Origin of the sequence: Sulfurospirillum sp. 1612, from assembly GCF_036556685.1 — a bacterium.
GTDB lineage: Bacteria > Campylobacterota > Campylobacteria > Campylobacterales > Sulfurospirillaceae > JAADIZ01.
The window spans coordinates 405020-423069 of sequence record NZ_CP140614.1; the positions used below are offsets into that span (position 1 = coordinate 405020).

Here is an 18050-nt window from a genome sequence, read left to right on the forward strand (position 1 = left end):
GCAAAAAATCAGATAACAAAGAGGAAGCGATGATCAAATTTTGGCAGCGAAGAGCCAAGAACAAAATTTTGACAGAATGTTTAGAGTTCGATACAGAACTTGACGCGATTAAAAAGTCAATCAAAGATCACATTAAAAGAAAATTTGCCGGAAGTCTTGCTATCCGAATGGTCGATAGTGGCAGTTGTAATGCCTGTGAGGCTGAATGCAACGCCTTGTCAAATCCCTACTATGATCTTGAACGATTGGGAATCTATTTTGTAGCGAGCCCCCGACATGCTGATGTGATGTTGATTAGTGGAGTGATGAGTGTGAATATGTACCATCATGTTCTCAATGCCTATCGTCAGATGCCAGAACCCAAGTGGGTTGTCAGTGTTGGAGATTGTCCTAATATGGAAGCGCCGTTTGAGGAGACTTTTGCGATTAAAGCACCCATAGCGCAGCATATTGAAGTGTTTCATCACATCCCTGGTTGTCCTCCTGAGCCCAAAATGATTATTCGTGGATTGTTAGATTTTTTAAAAAAATTGGAGAAAAATACATGATACAAGAACTGTTTGCAAGCTACCGTGTGGAGATTACTTTTTTGCACATTATTAGTGCGGTGATATGGGTAGGAGGGATGATTGTGATGCGTTATAGCGCTCATTACTCTTTTCAAAATATCGAACAAGCGGATATCCGACTCAAAAGTGCCCTATATGCCCTCAAACGACTTTTTATATTGGTGTCACCTTTTATCGTGATTTTGTTAGTCACCGCTATAATTATGTCAGTAGGACTGGGATTTAGAGATGCCGCGCTGGACAAATCGGGTCAGGTTATCAATAGCAGTGCGATGCATGTTTACAATCTGATTCATGTTAAAGAGAGTATTTGGACCATTATGACGCTCAATTATCTTGCTATGGTATTGATACGCAATAATGCCCAAAAGCTTTTAAACCAGCATGATCTCGCAGGTGCCAAAAAGAGAGCCACATATATTTCTAGTTATATGGTCCCCTTTAATATTGTCCTTGGGATTATTGCAATCTTCATGGGCGTTTTTTTACGGAATTTATACTAGATTATAAAATCTTATGAAGGGTGGTGGCTTTGCCCATCCATCCTTCTAATTCAGTCCAATTTTCCTCTTGGACCATTTTCTTACATCGGTCTAATTCTTGCTCAAAAACCTCTAAAGATTTTAGAAGATTGTCTCTATTTTGTTTAAAAATATCAGCCCACATCAATGGGGATGATTTTGCGACACGACTCATATCTTTGAATCCTCCCGCTGCTAGAATGAGGATACTTTTGGGGTCTTCTTGACTCATGACAGAATTAGCAAGTGCATAACTAATCGCATGAGGAAGATGAGAAATAAACGCGGCATGTTTATCATGATTGACAGGATTCATAAATACAATCTTCATCCCAATATGTGAAAATAACTGGACGGCCCGATCTTTGTGAACCGCGCCACTGTGTTCCATATCACACAATACGACGACTTTATCATGATAGAGTTCTTCGATGGCTGCACTGGGTCCAAACTTCTCTGTTCCGGTCATCGGGTGTGCGGCGACGAGGTTTTCTCGAATCTCTTTAGGAGTTTTTTCTATAATGAGTGCTTTGGTGCCCCCTAAATCTACAATGGTCGTGTTTTTGGGGACATCTTTTAAATCTTGCAGTACTTTGATAATGGCCTCAACAGGGATTGCTAAGAAAATGATATCGCATTGCTTAATCTCTTCAAACGATACGATTTCTTCTACAAGCCCAAATTTTAGGGCTTCTTCACAATGCGTGATATTGTGATCAAATCCAACAACCTTAGATACAAATTTGATATGTCTCAAAGCAAGGCCCAAGGAGCCACCCATCAATCCCAATCCTACAATCCCAACTTTCATATGTGACCTTTAACAAATAATTAATTCCAAAAATGGTATTATATCTTTTTTTTATCGTAATTAAAATATGAAAAATAGGGTAGTGAATGAAAAAATTATTGTTATCGGGATTCATGGTATTCTCATCGTTGTATGCTGTGGATATCAAGAGTATAAAGTTTGATGGATTAATACATCTATCCCCTAGCGTGGCTTTAGAGATTATGAATATCTCTAAGGGAGACCCTATTGATATCGAAGTGATTGACAAAGGGATTAAAGCACTCTACAAACAAAACTATTTTAAAGATATTTCTGTAGAAGATGACAATAATGGAAATCTTACCATTAGTGTCGTGGAGAAACCGGTCATTGCAAATATTGACATCACTGGCATATCTGACAGTGATAAAAAAGACTTAAAAGATGCATTGGGTGTCAAAAAAGGTGAGATATACTCTCTCTCAAAGCTCAATACTGCCAAAAGAAATGTTGAAAAATATTATGAAGACAAAGGGTACTTTGATACTGTTGTCGAAGCGACGACTAAAAACCTCAACAAAACATCACTCTCTTTGAACCTCATCGTCAATAGGGGAGAAAAAATTGTTATCAAAAAAGTGACCTTATGCGGTGCTAAAAATTTTGATTACAGTGATGTGCGAGCCTCTATTGCCAACAGGCAAGAAGAGTACCTCTCTTGGATGTGGGGATTTGATGATGGTGAACTAAAAGTCAAAGATTTGATATATGATTCTGCGAGAATCCGAGATTATTATATGCGTCATGGTTACTTAGATGCGCATGTTAGCAATCCTTTCTTGAAAGCTTATATGGACGGGTATTTTGCAAAATTGACTTATAATATCAAAGAAGGTGAAAAATACAATGTTGGAACCTTGTCGATTACATCACCACAAAAGATTGTCGATACAAAAAAAATATTAGCACAGATGCAACTTCAAAAAGGTGAAGTCTTTAACTCTAAGAAACTGCGAAATGATTTAAAAACGATAGAAAATGCATTCGGCGATAAAGGGTATGCTTTTGTACGCGTCAACCCTGATGTGAAAACAGACAAGAAAAATCATATTGCTAATATTAATTTTATCGTAGACCCGGGTGATAAAGTCTATATTCATGATGTCAGAATTTCTGGTAATACCAAAACAATCGATCGCGTTGTGCGAAGAGAGATTTTTTTAGCGGCAGGGGATTTATATAATAAAACTGATTTGGAAGATTCAAGAACCGCACTCAAGCGCACGGGATATTTTGACGATGCATCAATCAAAGAAGTACGTGTGAGTCAAGATAAGGTCGATCTTTTAGTGACAATTAAAGAGGCAAGAACGTCTTCTATCGGGGGAGGAATTGGTTATGGTTCTACTGATGGACTGATTTTGAGCGCGAGTCTTGCTGATGGTAATATCTTTGGCTCAGGAATGAAAGCCAATGTCAGCGTGGAACGGTCCAATTCTATTTTAAGTGGTGCCATATCATTAACCAACCCAAGAGTCAATGACTCTATTTATAGTTTAAGTGGAACCGTGTACCGACAAAATTATGATTACACCAGTTATGATTTGAAAAATTTAGGATTTAATCTTACTGTTGGTAGAAAATTTGGACGCCAATGGAGTGGTTCTGTGGGATATACCTTGCAAGAATCAGAATTAAGCAATTTAGATGATAGTATTGATGCATCATTGTATAAATTAGGAACAACCATCAAAAGTGCGGTAACACCAGCGGTATCTTATAATAGTACGGATGATTATTATTTGCCGAGAAAAGGGATTAGCGCTAAAGCTAGCATTGAAATTGCTGGATTGGGTGGAGATGATAAGTTTATCACCTTTAGAAATAAATTTGAGTATTTTTATGGATTACAAGATGTAATCGATTATGATTTGATTCTAAGATATCGAGCGAAATTTAACTATATCGTCGATAATGGTTACTTGCCTATTGATGAGAAGTTGTATATGGGGGGTACGAGTACGGTTCGAGGTTATAGTTCCAATACCATCTCTCCCAAAAATAGTAGTGATGCACTCTTAGGGGGTAGAATGATGTTTGCTAATAGTGTGGAGGCGAGTTTCCCACTGATTGAGCGCATCAAGCTAAGAGGTGCAGTATTTTTTGACTATGGTATGATTGGAGAGGATAGTCTTAATATTAAAAGAGCCGGTACGGGTGTGACATTAGAATGGAATTCTCCTCTTGGAGCGATTAACCTCATTTTTGCAAAAGCACTACTGAATGAATCTGGAGATGATCTTTCATCATTTGAATTTACAATGGGACAACGCTTCTAAAAGAAGCGTGACTCATTTAATACAATCGCAAATGAAGCGGGTTTAGCAAGTTTTTTGATTGATTCTTTGGCTAAATTCAGCTTCTTGCTAGAATTGATATATAAGGTGTGATTTTTGTATTCAAACTCAAAGGTTGCATTGATAAGGTCCTCATGTAGACAATTGGTTAAAGAGAGGATAAAACTGAGCCAATTGACCGTATCAATATGGGGCAACAAATCTTGATAGCGTGAAATTTCTTCGGCAGATGGCAATTTTTTCATATGATACTTTATCAAAATAGCTACTAAGATTTTTTCTTGATGGGTAAAACCATAGTTGAGATTGTTTAATATAAAGTAAAAGCTGTGTAGGTTTTTTTGATAAAAATTTAGTTTGATGCCAATATTGTAGAGTTTTGCTGCAATCTCCAACTCTTTTTTATACTGACTATCGATTTGATGAATATAGGCTAATGCATCAAAAAGATCAGAAGAGCACTTTACGGCTGAATTATTTTGGATGTCTTGAATTTCAAATCGATCAATTAAACTTCTGAGACTCAGTCTGAAAGTCGGATTGAAAATGTGGTGTTGATTTCGCAATAAATCACTCAAATAGACACCTTCTCTAACTCCTGCACCAGATGTGATAACGTGCTTGGTGCCTAGCTTGGCAGTAACGGCATCAAAGATATATAAGCCTTCCCGAATGGTATCGATACGCTCTTTTTTGATTCCAAAATCTTTGAGTTGAATGGTCGGTGACGTTTTGATATCGCGAATTAACTCCAAGTAATCACTAAGCTGATATTCAAAGCCGTGTACGGTTTTGAGCGGATAGTTGATTTTTGCCATAATGAGCTTTGAGAGATAGCGTGTTGTTCCTCCGATGACGATGAGTTTCTCAGTCTTAAAATCATCAGGCAACGCCTGGACAATCTCTTCAACAAATTTAGCGATTTTATCTGTTTTGGCATGTTTGTCTAAAAACAACTCTTTAAGTCGGACGGTCCCCACATTGAGTGAGATGGTCTGTATGATTTTATTGTTTTGGATAAAAGAGAGTTCTGTCGAGCCTCCCCCGATGTCTATCGTCGCAGCTTTATCAAATGGTTTGAGATGGTTAATAGCGGCAATACCACCATAATAAGCCTCTTTTTTCCCATCAATAATCTTGATGTTAATATGGAGCTCTTTTTTGACTCTATTGATAAAAGAGGGGGCATTGGGCGCATCTCGCAGTGCTGATGTCGCCACGCAGAGTGTCTTTTGACATTTCAACGATTTGATGATATTTTTGAAACTGCCCAGCGCATCATAGGCTCTTTGTAGTGGAACTTCTTGAAGGACTCCACCATTTTCGTAGGCGCCCTCCCCAATGCGTACTTGGCTTTTGACTTCTTTGATCATATGAAAGGCCAGATGGCTTGTCTTTTCAAAAACAACCATTCTGGCAGAATTTGAGCCAATATCTATAATGGCGGTTCGTTTTGCCATTACTCTTCGCTGTTTAACTGTTCAAATTTTAACTTTAACTCTTCTAAACTCTCTTTGTTGTCTTCATCAGGGATGATACAATCAACCGGACAGATTGAGATACACGCAGGTTCATCATAGTGTCCAACACATTCAGTACAAATATCTGGATCGATGATGTAAATGGGATCAGATTCTTCTATTGCATTGTTAGGGCATTCTTCTCTACATGCATCACAAGCGATGCATTCGTCTGTTATCATTAGTGACATATTTTGTTTCCTCAAAAATAAAATTTTAAAACTTATACACTAAAAATACTTTAAGGAAATTTAAAAAATTGATTTTTTATAATTTTTTACGATTTTTTATCTTCTGGGATAAATAAAGTAGCAATAGTACCGGAAGCATCTATTCTATTTTTTAATGATATTTCTGCACCGATGGCATTAGCCGCACCCTGAGCTAAAAAGAGTCCAAGCCCAACACCGGACTTATTTCCATAGCGTTTAAAAGGAGCAAAAAGATCCAATTTTTCATCAATACCACAGCCCTCATCAATGACTTTGACGACGTAGCCATTGTCCTCTTCGTAGCATTTAATGATGATGGATTTACCAATAGGTGTGAATTTGATAGCATTTTGGACAAAATTTTGTAAGATATGTATAATCAAAGTAGGTTGCGTTTTGATGATGTAGCTATCTGGCGATATCTCTGCTTCTAAACTTTTCTCCACTTGGTGGGCTAAGATTCTAAAGTTATTGAGTTTTTCTTTGAGAAATTTGACAAGGTCCATCTTGATAGGCTCTTCAAAATGGGCACTCTCTTGTCTTCCAATCTCTAAAATATTACTAATCATCTTATTCATCTCATCAATGGTCAGATTATTACTGCGTATGGTCTCAATGTATTTTTCAGGCTCTCTTTTTTTGATGAGGGTCACTTCATTTTTGGTTTTCATGACCGCTAGGGGCGTTTTGAGCTCATGAGAGGTGCCGATAAAAAGCTCTTTTTGGTACTCTACAAACACCTGGATTCGCTTGACCAAGCCGTTAATACTTTTTCCTAAGGGGACAAACTCTTCAGGCAAGGTTCTAAGGTCAATTTTTTGAAGAAAACTTTCATTCATATTGGCTAATTTCATCGTAAGAGATTTGATGGGCAAGAGGAGCATTCTTGAGAGAAATAGCGCATAAAAAAGAATCAGAAAGATAGCGATGAGGTTGATAGTCAAAATATTCTTCAGAATCTCATTGAGTAATTTATCCGTATCACTGATATTTTTTGTGATGGAGATAAAGAGTGCTTTGGCTTTATTTAACGGATAGTAGATTCGTAAGTAGTGTTGATTGTTCCGTGTTGAATGCTCAAAAAATATTTTTGTTTTGGCATCAACTCGGATGACTGTTTTGACTTTTAAATCTTGAATACTCAGCTCCGGATCAAACAGATTTACACCCAATTGATTCAAATCTGATGATTTAGAAACAGCGACTAAAGCGGCTTCCTTTTTAAGAGAGTTGGTTAAGTCTTTGTAGATGGAAATTTTGATGTAGTTATATAAAATAATCGAGAAGATTACAATCAGTACTGTTGATGCCAGTACCAATTGTAAAATAAAACTATTTCTTATACTTTTTTTGGAAAACAAAATCGATAACCTCTTCGTCTCACGGTCTCAATAGTTGAGATTTCCAATGGTTTATCCATTTTTTGACGAATCTGGTTAATAGCAACTTCGATGACATTTGGAGTGACAAGTTCTGGCTCTTCCCAAATAGCATCCAGTAGTTGTTCTTTTGAGACGATTTGATCGCTATGGCGTGCAAGGTGTGTGAGTACTTCAAAAGGTTTTCCTTTGAGCTCGATCTCTTGACCTTTATAGGTGATTTTTTCTTCATCAGGATCGATTGTTAAATCATCAATTTTGATAACATTAGTGCCACCAAAGCGTAATCTTGCTTCAATTCTCGCTACCAAAATATCAAAATCAAATGGTTTTTTGATGTAATCATCGGCACCGGCTTTGAGGGCTTTGATTTCACTCTCTTTGTCATCTTTTGCTGATAAAATCACAGCGGCAGTTCTTGGAGATTTTTGTTTAATAATATTGATTAAATCTACACCATCGCCATCTGGCAACATCCAATCAGCTAAAACTAAATCATAATTTCTTATTCCAATATAATATTCTGCATCTTTAAAATTTTCTGAGCTATCAGTCTGATAGCCAAACTCCTGAAGTCCTTCTGCTATAGTTCTACCTAGTGTTACTTCATCTTCAACAATTAGGATTCTCATTATTGTTCCTTGCATTTAAAATTTAATATATATCTTGACGTGAAAAAGATAAAGGAGATTATAACATAATTTTAGCTAGATTTAAAGTTTTTTTAATAAATTTTTAATAAATTTTTAATTTTCTTTTAATAATAGCGCCCACTACGCAGTTGCTTATAATATCAGGCTTAGATATTTTGAGTTTTATTTTCTCAATTTTTGGGAATTCATTGCTCAAAATTGTGATGATTTCTTCTAACGCCTCTTCAATAAGAAGAAATTTTCGCCTCATGATAGTTTCTTGTATGATTTTTGTTACTTGCGAATAATCAATAAAATTTGAATTTGAATACTGATAGTGGATTTTCGCATCGACAATAATGCGCTGCTTTGTATGTCGCTCTGTATCTAAGAGTCCCAGTATCGCATCAAATTCAAAATTCTTTATAAAGATGGTCACTTAAACGACTCGCGTTTCTTCCCCTTTAAATATTCGGATGATATTGGGGATGTGTTTGTAAAAGATAATAAAGGTGATGATAATAATAGGCGCATGCGTGCTGATTTGTGGAATATTTGGATGAATGATAAAGGAGGCAATAACAAGGGCCAAAAGACCACTGAGCGATGATAGTGATGAAATCTTGATGGTCTTTGCAAAAAGAAACCAGACAACCAGCGCAATCAACGTTTCAACAGGCAGCATAAAAAACATCACGCCCATACCCGTCGCAACTCCTTTGCCCCCTTCAAATTTTAAATAAGGGCTGTAACAGTGTCCGATGACAGATAATATAGCGATGGTCCAGAGTGTTTCAGGGCTAACCCCTGCGATAAATTTAGCAAGTGCTAATATAATGATGCCTTTAAATACATCAAGGACCAGTGTTGCGATGGCTACTTGTTTGGCTAGTTTTGGATTTTGTGTTTTTAATGCTCGCAGTACATTGGTCGCACCGATACTACCACTACCGACTTCTGTCACATTGACATGGCCATAGTATTTTGCCAGTAGCAATCCAAAGGGAATGCCTCCCACAAGGTACGCTAAAATGTAAAATTGTATATTTGTATTAAAAAAAAATTCCAATATATTTCCTTTTGTTGATATCGCAAAATTCTAGCAAAAATTTAATTTAATTATGCTTTTGCTATAATGCGAAAACATGATAGATGGTCTAGATGTAAAGGATTTTAAATTGGATAAAAATGAATTAAAAATAGAGATAGAAAAATTAAAAAATGAATTAGACGTGAGCATCGTAGCGCATTATTACCAAAAAGATGAAGTCTTTGATATGGCAGATTTTAAAGGCGACTCATTAGAATTAGCACGGTGGGCCGCCAAAGATGAAAAAGAATTTTTGATTTTTTGTGGTGTTGGTTTTATGGGGCAAAGTGTTAAAATATTGTCTCCTAAAAAGAGAGTCTTGATGCCCAAAATCGCTTGTTGTGCGATGGCTAGGATGATTGATGGAGAATATTATGACACTAATGTCGCTATTTTGGAAAAAGCGGGTATCAAAAAAGAAGATATTATGCCCATTACCTATATCAATTCTTCAGCTGATGTGAAGGCCAAAGTCGGTCAGATGGGAGGCATGGTTTGTACCAGTTCCAATGCCAAGATGATTATCACAAAAGCACGAGAAAGTGGCAAAAAGATTCTTTTTGTTCCTGATCGTTGTTTGGGACAAAATATTGCAAAAGGGATGGGATTACAATCTTGTGTTATTGGAGATGGTAGCGATCCTAAGGACTCTGATATTATTTGCTACAATGGTTTTTGCTCAGTGCACCAACTCTTTGATACCGATGATATCGCATTTTATAGAGAAAAATTTCCGGGAATCTTAATCGTGGCACATCCAGAGTGTAAGGTTGAAGTTTGTGATCAAGCAGACTTTGTGGGCTCAACCAGTCAAATCATCAAATTTATAAAAGAGCAACCCTTAGAACAGAAAATTGCCGTAGCCACTGAATTCAATATGGTGAATCGTTTGCGAAAAGAGAATACCTACATTCTCTCATCTTCAAAGCCAGAATGTCCGACGATGAATGAGACAACGCTTGAAGACCTTTATAATACGCTACTTTCGATTAAAGAAAAACGATTTGATAATGAGATTACAATCAGTGAAGATGTCAGAAAATGGTCTTATATTGCACTCAATCGGATGTTTGAAATTTAGGAGATCATGATGATAAAAAAATTCGTAAAAAACGCACTGCAAGAGGATATTGGTCGGGGCGATCTCTTCTATCTTGTGGGGGACAATAAAAAAGCAGTGGCTTCTATCATTTCAAAAGATTCGGGTATCTTAGCCGGCGTGGTATATGTCAAAGCACTCTGCAAAGTAGAACATATTAATATTAAGTTTCATTTGAAAGATGGTGAGAGTATTTCCAAGGGCGATGTGATTGCCACCTTAAAGGGTAAATCAAAAAAACTTTTGATGTGTGAGCGTACGATACTCAATTTATTGCAACATGCCAGCGGCATCGCCACCAATACAAATTTATACACCCAGCAGATAAAAGATTGTAATGTGAAGCTTTTGGATACAAGAAAAACGCGACCGCACCTTAGAATTTTTGAAAAATATGCCGTGCGATGTGGAGGTGGTAATAATCACCGTATGGGATTGGATGATTGTTTGATGTTGAAAGATACGCACATCAAAACGATTGATCATCTAGATACTTTTTTGCAAATGGCCAAAAACAAATTGCCTTATACCACAAAAATCGAAATCGAATGTGAAGATATAGCGTTTGCAAAATATGCGATGCAGTGCGGTGCAGATATGATTATGTGTGACAATATGGCACTGTGTGATATAGAAAAAGTTGTCCAATATAAAAATGCCAATTTCCCGCATATCTTAGTTGAAGCAAGTGGCAATATCACGATTGAAAATATCAAGGAGTATACCCAAACAGGCGTTGATGCTATCAGTAGTGGTAGTTTGATTCATCAAGCGACGTGGCTTGACCTCTCTATGAAAATCACGTGATGTGATATGGCTGACGATCAAGAAAAAACAGAAGAACCCACCTCTAAGAAAATAGAGGATGCACGAAAAGAGGGTAATGTCCCCAAAAGTCAAGATACCAGTAGTTTTGTGACGTTACTGGTTGCTATTATTGCCTTTTTAGCGCTCTTCAATATGATGGAGCGCCACATCGTTAAGCTCTATGTGTACCTTCAATCGTTTATCGGCGTAGAACTCACAAAAAACACAGTCATGCAAATCTCTATAGCGACGATGGGCGAAATGTTGTTGATTATCTTGCCTTTGGCTATTATCGTGGCGCTTTCAGGTGTATTAGCTGGGGTCTTGCAATTTGGATTTTTGTTCAGCTCCAAACCTCTGATTCCGGATTTGAAAAAGATTAATCCGATAAAAGGATTGAAGAATCTTCTTTCAATCAAAAAACTTGTAGAAACCCTAAAGGTAATCCTCAAGGTCTCTATTGTAATGTTGACAGCTTATTATTTTCTATTTGATTTTGTCAAAGAGTTGCCAAATATTGTATATTTGCCGATTTTTGAACAATTGTATTGGTTAAAAACAAAGGCCATATTGCTTGGTGCTAGTATGCTCGTCATCTTTTTTCTCTTAGGCTTGTTTGATCTGTTTTTTGTGCGATATAACTATTTTAAAGATTTAAAAATGAGCAAACAAGAGATTAAAGATGAGTATAAACAGATGGAGGGTGACCCTCAGATCAAAGCTAGAATTAGAAGAATCCAGATGGAAATGACTAAAAAAAGAATGATGCAAGAGATTCCCGATGCAGATGTCGTGATTACCAACCCGACACATTTTGCTGTGGCACTTCGCTATGATAAAGACAAAGAGGGAGCCCCTCGAGTGTTAGCAAAGGGCGTGGACTTTTTAGCACTCAAAATTAAAGAAATTGCCAGAAATTACAATGTTCAGATTGTAGAAAACCCTCCTTTAGCACGTGAGCTTTATAAAAAATGTGAATTGGATGATATTATTCCAGAGAATCTATACAAAGTCGTGGCTGAAGTTCTAGCATTTGTTTACAAAACATCCAAAAAATAAACACAATATCATGATTGAATATCAAAATTAATCCCGTGAATAAATGTAAATTTAAGCGTAATTGATATATAGTTGCATTACTAAAAGTTGCATATGCAACTAATAAGGAGAATGTTTTGATTGATATGAAGGACAGTCTGTTATTGCAAATGAAATTGACCAAGAATATAATAGAAACCAAAACTAATAAATATCTTAAATCGTACAATATTAGCCATGAACAAGCCATGCTTTTGAAGGTTGTATATGAAGTGCCAGGATTATCGCAAACACAACTTGCCGGATACTTGCATAAAGATAAAACGACCATAACACGCATGATTGATACATTGGTTAAGAAAGGGAAGTTAAGGAGAGAAATTTCAACAGAGGACAGAAGAGTGTTCCAAATTTATGTGACAGATGAGACTAAAAAAGGGGTAGAAGAGTTATCACCTATCTTCGAAAAACAAGAGATGGAATTGAGAAATATTATCAGTGATAATGATTACTACACCACACTAGAGGTATTTGAAAAAATAAAAAAATATTATAAGGAATTAAACGCATGAAAAGATTATTAATTTTAGTAATCCCCGCTTTGATGTATGCCGATGGATTGAAGTCTTTATTGGATTTTGCTATCGCAAACAATAAGATGGTGCTTTCAAAAAATTTGACACAACAAGCCAAGCAAAAAGAAGTTGAATCTTCTATCAGTTCAAAATATCCTTCGATTCACGTCGGTGGATATTATCAAAACTTAAATGCCAGATCCTATAGTACTCCAGGAGATATTTACAGCGGGTATGCAAAGGTATCGGTTGATTTGTATGATGGAGGATTGAAACAAAACACGATAGATCAAAAAAAATCTTTATATGATGCATCAAAATTTGAAACGCAATCATATAAAAAAGGATTGCAACTCTCTATTGTAGAAGATTTTTATAGCATTAAAAATATACAAGCCAATATTAAAGCCTTAGAAGAGATGCAAAATCAACTAAAAGCTGAATTGACACGCGTTAAAAAATTCTATGAAGTAGGAAGTGCCACCAAAGACGATATAGATAAATTACAAGCTGCGTACAGCAACAATGTCTATCAAATTGATGAGGCGCGTTATCAACTGTTGTCATTAAAAAAACTTTTGGCTTTAAAAGTGGGTAAAAAAGTGACCACACTAGAGGATGCGACGATACAAAAACCTGTCGGTGTCAAACAAGAGGTGAGTGATGATATCAATGCCCTAAAGAAAAATGCTCAAGCACTCTCATATTACGCAGACTCCTTTGATGCAGCGTATCGCCCTCAAATTACCCTAGCAGATACGTACAGTTTCTATGGCTATGATAGGACCGATACGAGCCATCCTGAAGGACTGGATAACCAAAATAAATTAATGTTGACATTTGATATTAAACTGTATGATGATGGACTCTCTTCAAAGCAAAAACAATCGGTTACTATTCAAAAAATGGCTTTGAAAAAACAGATTGACCAACAAGTCCAAGCCCAAGATATCAATGTGGAATTAGCACTTTCCAAAATTACAACAGCCATTGCTCAAATTCGTAGCGCTAAAAGCTCATTGAGAGCAGCCAAAAGTGCGTATGAAACAGTAGCCAAAAAATATGAAGTTGGAAGTATTGATAATGTGGCCTATCTTGATGCTCTAACGGTACTAACCAATGCAAAGGCGCAATACAAAGCAGCGCTCAACAATTTACAGGTAGCTTATGCTTCCTATTATTACTATGCGAATAAAAATATAAAGGAATTTGTACAATGAAACGATTAAAACAGACACTGCTGGTATCGGCAGCTTCCCTATTGCTGATACCATCTCTTACCGTTGCTGCACCAGCGGGTAAGATGCCCGCTCCCAAAGCCGATGTCTTTGTGGTAAAAGCACCTAAAGCGCGACCGATTACCCTAACGTATCCCGCGCAAATACTCCCTTACAAAAGTGTCAAAGTGGTCTCACGAGTCTTAGGAGTCTTAGAAAAAAAATACTTCATAGAAGGCGAACATGTGACCAAAGGACAACATTTATATCAAATCGAAGATAGTATGTATCAAGCGAAAGTTGATGCCGCTAAAGCTTCGGTTCAAATGAGCAAAGCGACCTTGCAAAATGCAACACGAAAATGGAACCGAGTAAAAAAACTCTATGCTAGTAAGGCGATTAGTCAAGAATCACGCGATAGTGCCATCTCTGCTTATGAAGAGGCACTGGCTTCTTTGGCATTATCAAAGGCACAATTAAAAGAGGCACAAATAGATTTGGATTATACTAAGGTAAAAGCACCAATCTCCGGAATTATTGGTTTAAAACAAGTCGATGTTGGGGATTTGGTGACATCCAATCCTCCTCAAACCTTGGTAACCATCACTCAAAATGATAAAGTCTATACCGAATTTTCAATGCCGATGAGTGATTATAGTAATATTAAAAACAATACCTGGAGTATGCCATCTAATGGAAAACTCACCTTACAACTTTTAATTGATGGAAAACCGTATAAAACCACAGGGACGGTTGATTTTATTGATGTAAATATAAACAAACAAAGCGCGACAGTGAAACTAAGAGCACTGTTTGATAATACAGATGGTTATTTGATGCCCGGTTCATTTGCCCGTGTTGTTTTGAGTGATATTGCTGAGAAAAATGTGATCATGATTCCTCAAAAAGCAGTGCTTCAAAATCCTCTTGGCACGATTGTCTTTGTCGCAGAAAAAGGAAAAGTTGCCGTGAGACCTGTTGTCATTAGCAATGAAGCGGGTAACATGTTTACTGTCAAACCTGGTACTTTAAAAGCTGGCGACAAAGTGATTGTCAATAATTTCTTTAGATTAAAACCAGGTGCTGCTGTTCAAATAGACAAAACTGTCGATGCACAAGGAAAGTAGATGTTTTCAAGATTTTTTATAAATAGACCGATATTTGCAACGGTTGTATCGTTATTGATCATTATCGGAGGGATTGTGGCGATTCAAATCCTTCCTGTAAAACAATATCCAGCCGTAGCACCTCCTCAAATTAATGTAACAGCAACCTATCCCGGTGCGGATGCCTCTACTTTAGCTAAAACGGTTGCTAGTACGTTAGAAGATGCTATTAATGGTGTAGAAAATATGGATTATATGACCTCTACAGCATCACCAAGTGGAACCCTAACGGTGAGCGTCTTTTTTAATGTTGGTACCGATGTCAACCAAGCAAAAGTTGATATTAACAACCGAGTACAACTCGCACTTAGTAAATTGCCAGAAGAAGTGCAACGCCAGGGAATCAGTGTCAAAGAACGCTCTCCTGATATGCTTAAAGTAATCTCATTTTGGTCAAAAGGCGATGTTCATGATAGATTGTTTATTTCCAATTATCTGACGGTTAATGTGCTAGATGCCCTCAAGCGAATCAAAGGCGTTGGTGAAGCCCAAGTTTTTGGAGCCAAAGATTATGCGATTCGTGTCTGGGTAGACCCGGGTAAATTGCAGTTTTATGGACTCTCAACGGCAGAAGTGATGAGTATTATTAAAAACCAAAACAACCAATACGCTGCTGGGTCAGTAGGACATGAGCCACTTAAGGTAAAGAAGCCATTTACCTATATCGTGACGACTGATGGGCGGTTGAAAACACCAAAAGAATTTGGCAATATTATTATTAGGTCAAATCCTGATGGGTCTGCGTTGCGTTTGAAAGATATTGCTAGAATCTCCTTAGCCTCTGATGCGTATACCACAATTGGTAGATATTCAGGACATCCGATGATCCCCGTTGGTATTTTTCTCTCAGCAGGCGCCAATGCTTTGGATGTTTCTAAAGCCGTTGATGATACGCTCAAACAACTCTCTTCATCATTCCCAGAAGATTTGCAATACAATGCACCGTATGATACGACGGTATTTGTTCAAGCTTCGATTGATGAGGTGGTCAAAACATTGTTTGAAGCGATGGTTTTTGTTACGATTTTGATTTACATCTTTTTGGGAAACTTGCGAGCGACGATTATCCCGATATTGGCAATTCCCGTTTCGATTATTGGAACATTTGCAGGCTTATATGTCGCAGGATTCTCGATCAATCTCCTGACTCTTTTTGGATTGATTCTGGCCATCGGACTGGTGGTGGATGATGCCATTATCGTTATTGAAAATGTTGAACGGATTTTGGCAACAAAATCGTTGAGCGTGAAAGAAGCAACAATTGAGGCGATGAAAGAGTTGACGACTCCGATTGTCGCCATTGTCTTAGTGTTATCTGCGGTATTTGTACCCGCGGCACTCTCTGGAGGGTTTAGTGGGGTAATGTACCAGCAATTTGCGATGACCATCGTCATGGCTGTTGTGATTTCTGGTATTGTGGCATTGACATTGACACCGGCCTTGTGTGCAATCTTTTTGAAAGAGCATGAAAGTGCACCAATTTGGCCACTTCGTAAGTTTAATCAATTTTTTGAATGGTCGACAAAAGTATTCCTTGCCACGACAAGAAAAACCATCAAATTATGGGCTTTTTCATTGCTATTGTTTGGGGGATTGCTATATACGACCTATCATGTTATGGAAAAATTACCGACTGGTTTGGTGCCAAATGAGGATCAAGGTCTTCTGTTGATTATAGAAAAAATGATGCCAGCAACTTCTTTGGCAAGTTCATCTAAGATTGCGGCCAATATTGAAAATCAAATTCTAAAAAACCCAAATATCGAAGGTATTGGTTCCATTACGGGATTGGATATTACGACCTTTGCCTTTACCACAGATGCTGGTATTATCTTTGCCAAACTCAAACCTTGGGATCAAAGAAAATTGCCATCCCAAAACTCTCAAGCATTAGCCGGAGCGATGTTTGGACAATTTATGCAAGACAAAGATGCCTTTGTGATTCCGGTGAACCCACCACCGATTTCAGGTATGAGTATTACCGGTGGATTTGAGATGTGGATTCAAGATAAAACCGGTGGAAATCTGAGTGATTTGAATAAATATGTCCAAGCGATTATCGCGGAAGCATCAAAAGATCCGATACTAATGGGCTTGAGAACAACGTTGAATACTAATATTCCGCAATATCGTTTAAGTGTGGATCGCGAAAAAGCAAAATCTATGAATGTGCCAATCAGCTCTATCTTTGCAACGCTAACGAGCACATTTGGTCAGGGATATGTTAATGATTTTAATATGTATGGGAAAACTTATCATGTAGATATTCAGTCAGATTCTCAATTTAGATCGACGAAGAAAAGCTACAGTGAAACATTTGTCAAATCGACAACCGGTACGCTGATTCCATTGAGTGAACTCATTCACGTCAAACGTGTCGTCAATGCCAATGTTATTCAACGATTTAATATGTTTAACGCCGCAAAGATTACAGGGAATCCAAGAGCCGGATATACATCTAGCGATGCGATGAATGCGATTGAGAGTATTGCAAAGAAAATCTTGCCTCAAGGCTATTCTATTGCGTGGTCAGGAACCTCATATCAAGAAAAACTTTTAGAGAAAAAAGGGAATTATACGACGATTTATGCCGCACTGTTTGTCTTCTTGATTTTGGCTGCTTTGTATGAGAGTTGGAGTATTCCTTTGGCGGTTATTATCTCTATTCCTTTTGCGATTTTTGGAGCCTCTTTGGCTGTCTTATTGCGTGATGTTGAGGCGGATGTTTATTTTCAAGTCGGATTGGTAACCCTGGTGGGACTCTCGGCAAAAAATGCGATTTTGATCGTAGAATTTGCCATGGATAAACTCAAAGAGGGTATGTCAGTGCTTGATGCGACGATTGAAGCAGCACGGTTACGATTTAGACCGATTATCATGACCTCCATGGCCTTTATCGTGGGAACACTACCTTTGGCACTCAGCAGCGGTGCGGGTGCAAATAGTAGGCAAATTATGGGGACTACTGTGGTAGGTGGTATGATTGCCGCGACTGTTATTGGGGTATTTTTTATTCCATTGTTTTTCTATCTTGTGGTAAGAGTCAAACAATTCTTTTCACGCAAGAAAATTGAAAAATAAACGTTAAATAAAAGG

At 37.4% G+C, this 18050-nt stretch carries 17 protein-coding genes; 10 read left to right on the forward strand and 7 right to left on the reverse strand.

Annotated features, from left to right (window positions below; translation table 11 throughout):
• Nucleotides 1-29 precede the first annotated feature (29 nt).
• Both SFB89_RS02070 and SFB89_RS02075 read left to right on the forward strand, forming a co-directional pair.
• Nucleotides 30-548: an NADH-quinone oxidoreductase subunit B family protein gene (locus tag SFB89_RS02070; RefSeq protein WP_331775294.1), complete on the forward strand. Its 519-nt coding sequence runs from the start codon at nt 30-32 to the stop codon at nt 546-548.
• Nucleotides 545-1072, forward strand: a complete 528-nt coding sequence (locus SFB89_RS02075) for a hypothetical protein (RefSeq protein ID WP_331775295.1) — start codon at nt 545-547, stop codon at nt 1070-1072. The genes SFB89_RS02070 and SFB89_RS02075 overlap by 4 nt, the downstream gene beginning before the upstream one ends.
• 1 nt (nt 1073) lies before the next feature.
• On the opposite strand, the gene SFB89_RS02080 is transcribed toward SFB89_RS02075, so the two are convergent.
• Nucleotides 1074-1901 carry a prephenate dehydrogenase gene (locus tag SFB89_RS02080; protein WP_331775296.1) on the reverse strand — a complete coding sequence of 276 codons (828 nt, stop codon included), beginning with the start codon at nt 1899-1901 and terminating at the stop codon, nt 1074-1076.
• Nucleotides 1902-1987: 86 nt separating this feature from the next.
• On the opposite strand from SFB89_RS02080, the gene bamA reads away from it, so the two are divergent.
• Nucleotides 1988-4201, forward strand: coding sequence for an outer membrane protein assembly factor BamA (gene bamA, locus SFB89_RS02085; RefSeq protein ID WP_331775297.1), 2214 nt, complete (start codon nt 1988-1990; stop codon nt 4199-4201).
• Here the strand turns inward: bamA and SFB89_RS02090 are convergent.
• The 6 genes from SFB89_RS02090 to plsY all read right to left on the reverse strand — a co-directional run bounded on the left by SFB89_RS02090 (nt 4198) and on the right by plsY (nt 9031).
• Nucleotides 4198-5679 carry a Ppx/GppA phosphatase family protein gene (locus SFB89_RS02090; RefSeq protein ID WP_331775298.1) on the reverse strand — a complete coding sequence of 494 codons (1482 nt, stop codon included), beginning with the start codon at nt 5677-5679 and terminating at the stop codon, nt 4198-4200. The genes bamA and SFB89_RS02090 overlap by 4 nt on opposite strands.
• Nucleotides 5679-5930 carry a YfhL family 4Fe-4S dicluster ferredoxin gene (locus tag SFB89_RS02095; RefSeq protein WP_331775299.1) on the reverse strand — a complete coding sequence of 84 codons (252 nt, stop codon included), beginning with the start codon at nt 5928-5930 and terminating at the stop codon, nt 5679-5681. Before SFB89_RS02095 ends, SFB89_RS02090 begins: the two co-directional genes overlap by 1 nt.
• Before the next feature lie 86 nt (nt 5931-6016).
• Nucleotides 6017-7312, reverse strand: a complete 1296-nt coding sequence (locus SFB89_RS02100) for a sensor histidine kinase (protein ID WP_331775300.1) — start codon at nt 7310-7312, stop codon at nt 6017-6019.
• On the reverse strand, nt 7291-7962 hold the full coding sequence (gene hsrA, locus SFB89_RS02105) for a homeostatic response regulator transcription factor HsrA (RefSeq protein WP_331775301.1): 672 nt from the start codon (nt 7960-7962) through the stop codon (nt 7291-7293). Before hsrA ends, SFB89_RS02100 begins: the two co-directional genes overlap by 22 nt.
• Before the next feature lie 103 nt (nt 7963-8065).
• Entirely contained in the window at nt 8066-8401 is a 336-nt protein-coding gene (locus SFB89_RS02110) for a dihydroneopterin aldolase (RefSeq protein WP_331775302.1), read from the reverse strand.
• Nucleotides 8402-9031: a glycerol-3-phosphate 1-O-acyltransferase PlsY gene (gene plsY, locus SFB89_RS02115; protein ID WP_331775303.1), complete on the reverse strand. Its 630-nt coding sequence runs from the start codon at nt 9029-9031 to the stop codon at nt 8402-8404.
• Nucleotides 9032-9107: 76 nt separating this feature from the next.
• Here plsY and nadA point away from each other — a divergent pair, with 76 nt between their 5' ends.
• The 7 genes from nadA (at nt 9108) to SFB89_RS02150 (ending at nt 18035) form a co-directional block, all read left to right on the forward strand.
• Nucleotides 9108-10133 carry a quinolinate synthase NadA gene (gene nadA, locus SFB89_RS02120; protein ID WP_331775304.1) on the forward strand — a complete coding sequence of 342 codons (1026 nt, stop codon included), beginning with the start codon at nt 9108-9110 and terminating at the stop codon, nt 10131-10133.
• A 9-nt stretch (nt 10134-10142) separates the two neighbouring features.
• Nucleotides 10143-10958 carry a carboxylating nicotinate-nucleotide diphosphorylase gene (gene nadC, locus SFB89_RS02125; protein WP_331775305.1) on the forward strand — a complete coding sequence of 272 codons (816 nt, stop codon included), beginning with the start codon at nt 10143-10145 and terminating at the stop codon, nt 10956-10958.
• A 6-nt stretch (nt 10959-10964) separates the two neighbouring features.
• Complete coding sequence (flhB, locus tag SFB89_RS02130) at nt 10965-12017, forward strand: flagellar biosynthesis protein FlhB (RefSeq protein ID WP_331775306.1); 1053 nt, start codon at nt 10965-10967, stop codon at nt 12015-12017.
• A gap of 125 nt (nt 12018-12142) precedes the next feature.
• Nucleotides 12143-12568 (forward strand): MarR family winged helix-turn-helix transcriptional regulator, encoded by a 426-nt coding sequence (locus tag SFB89_RS02135; RefSeq protein ID WP_331776040.1) that lies wholly within the window; start codon nt 12143-12145, stop codon nt 12566-12568.
• Complete coding sequence (locus SFB89_RS02140) at nt 12565-13791, forward strand: TolC family protein (RefSeq protein WP_331775307.1); 1227 nt, start codon at nt 12565-12567, stop codon at nt 13789-13791. The genes SFB89_RS02135 and SFB89_RS02140 overlap by 4 nt, the downstream gene beginning before the upstream one ends.
• A complete protein-coding gene (locus tag SFB89_RS02145; protein WP_331775308.1) occupies nt 13788-14915 on the forward strand; it encodes an efflux RND transporter periplasmic adaptor subunit in 1128 nt (375 codons plus the stop codon). Before SFB89_RS02140 ends, SFB89_RS02145 begins: the two co-directional genes overlap by 4 nt.
• The gene (locus tag SFB89_RS02150) at nt 14916-18035 is read left to right on the forward strand and encodes an efflux RND transporter permease subunit (protein ID WP_331775309.1); all 3120 of its coding nucleotides are present in this window, start codon (nt 14916-14918) and stop codon (nt 18033-18035) included.
• Nucleotides 18036-18050: the final 15 nt, after the last annotated feature.